This window comes from Nguyenibacter vanlangensis, from assembly GCF_013376155.1.
Classification (GTDB): Bacteria; Pseudomonadota; Alphaproteobacteria; order Acetobacterales; family Acetobacteraceae; genus Gluconacetobacter; species Gluconacetobacter vanlangensis.
Genome location: NZ_JABXXP010000567.1, coordinates 1 through 1,848, shown reverse-complemented (window position 1 = coordinate 1,848; position 1,848 = coordinate 1). Strand labels below are relative to the sequence as shown.

The 1,848-nt window shown below is 68.7% G+C and carries 2 protein-coding genes and 1 pseudogene; all 3 read left to right on the top strand.

The genetic code is table 11. The annotated features are described in order from the left end of the window. A partial coding sequence (ribA, locus tag HUK84_RS16720) for a GTP cyclohydrolase II RibA (RefSeq protein WP_176641284.1) occupies positions 1-471 on the top strand: 471 nt, incomplete at its 5' end. Between the two features lie 88 nt (positions 472-559). Continuing rightward, the gene (gene ribH, locus HUK84_RS16715) at positions 560-1,042 is read left to right on the top strand and encodes a 6,7-dimethyl-8-ribityllumazine synthase (protein WP_176641283.1); all 483 of its coding nucleotides are present in this window, start codon (positions 560-562) and stop codon (positions 1,040-1,042) included. Positions 1,043-1,294: 252 nt separating this feature from the next. Then, positions 1,295-1,848 (top strand): annotated as a pseudogene (locus HUK84_RS16710) (MMPL family transporter); the annotation flags it as partial.

Sequence of the window (1,848 nt, the reverse complement as noted above, 5' to 3'; positions counted from 1 at the left end):
CGGCTGCATTCGGAATGCGTGACCGGCGACGCGCTGGGGTCGCTGCGCTGCGATTGCGGGGCGCAGTTGCAGGAGGCGCTGGCGCGGATTGGCGCGGCAGAGGCCGGGGTGCTGCTGTATCTGCGCGGGCATGAGGGGCGGGGGATCGGGCTGGCGAACAAGATCCGCGCCTATGCGCTGCAGGACCGGGGGCTGGATACGGTGGACGCCAACCATCGGCTGGGATTCGAGACCGATGCCCGGGACTGGACCGCGGCGGGGGCGATCCTGCGCGCGCTGGGCGTGCGCACGCTGGATTTGATGACCAACAACCCGGCCAAGGTGGTGGCGGTGGAACGCCATGGCTTTGCCGTGCGCAACCGGGTGGCGGTGGCCATTCCGCCCAACCCGTTCAACCGGGCCTATCTGGACGCCAAGCGGACCCGGATGGGACACCAGCTTTGCGCCGCCGTGAGCGAGGCCGCCGAATAGGGCGCGCCCCGCATATTTTCCCCGTACATATCTTCCCCGCATGTCTCGACATGCGTGTCCTGAGACGAGAGAGGCCGAAGACCGGACCATGAGCACCAATCGACCGACCACGACCCCCGACCTGACCTTTGCGACGATGCCGCGCCTGGCGATCGTGGTCAGCCGTTTCAACGAGACGGTGACCCACGGGCTGCGCGACGGGGCGCTGGAATGGCTGCGCGAGCATGACATCACCGTGGCGGACGAGGACGTGCTGTATGCGCCCGGCGCCTATGAGCTGCCGCTGCTGGCGCAGACGCTGGCGCGCACCGGGCGCTATGAGGGCGTGATCTGCCTGGGCTGCGTCATCAAGGGCGATACGGCGCATTTCGAGTTCATCAGCCTGGGGGCGGCGGTGGGGCTGATGCAGGCCTCGCTGGCCACCGAGGTGCCGGTCGCGTTCGGGGTGCTGACCACCTATACCGACGCGCAGGCGGTGGAGCGCTCGCGCACGGACGAGCACAACAAGGGGCGCGAGGCGGCGGCGGCCTGTGTCGAGAGCCTGGCGCTGATCCGGCGGATCAGGGGCTGAGCGCAGCACGCGGTGTCTTTTTCCGGGGCTTCGCCCCGGACCCCACCAAAGGCGGTGCCTTTGGAAACCATTTGTTTGTCAATGGATTGGGAGCGTGGGGGACGGGAGGGAAAGATGCGCCTTGCATCCCGGGCGCATCCGGGGTCAAACGATGCCCCACCGTGCGGCGGCGTGAGGGCCGCGCCGGCCGTGCCGTCCATTTGCCAGTCGCCAGTGTTCCGGGGCTGAAGTTCAGGGGCTGAATTACCCGTCATGCTGTCCTTGCCGATCGGCCGCCTGGTGGCGGCCTGTTCCCGCCGTGCCATTCTGGTCCTGCTGCTGTTCGCGGTGCTGGTGGGTGGGGCGCTGGCCGTCAGCATGCGGCGCCTGGATGTGACGACCGACACCAGCACCATGTTCTCGGCCAAGCTGCCGTGGAAGACGCGGTCGGACACGCTGGCGCGGCTATTTCCACAGCAGCAGGACCAGTTGGTGGCGGTGATCGATGCCGACCTGCCCGAGGAGGCGCAGGAAACGGCGCGCGCGCTGGCCGCGCAGTTGCGGCAGGACGGCGCGCATTTCCTGTCGGTCAACGTGCCGCAGCAGAATCCGTACCTGGTCGATCATGGGCTGCTGTTCCTGGACCCGAAGAACCTGCAGGCGGTGCTGGATTCGACCGTGACGGCGCAGCCTTTCCTGGGGGGGCTCGCGGCCGATCCGTCGGGGCGCGGGCTGTTCGACGCGCTGTCGCTGATCGCGCTGGGGGTGGCGCAGGGCCAGGCGGACCTGAAGGGTTTCCGGCCGGCGCTGGAGGCGTTCGCCGCCAC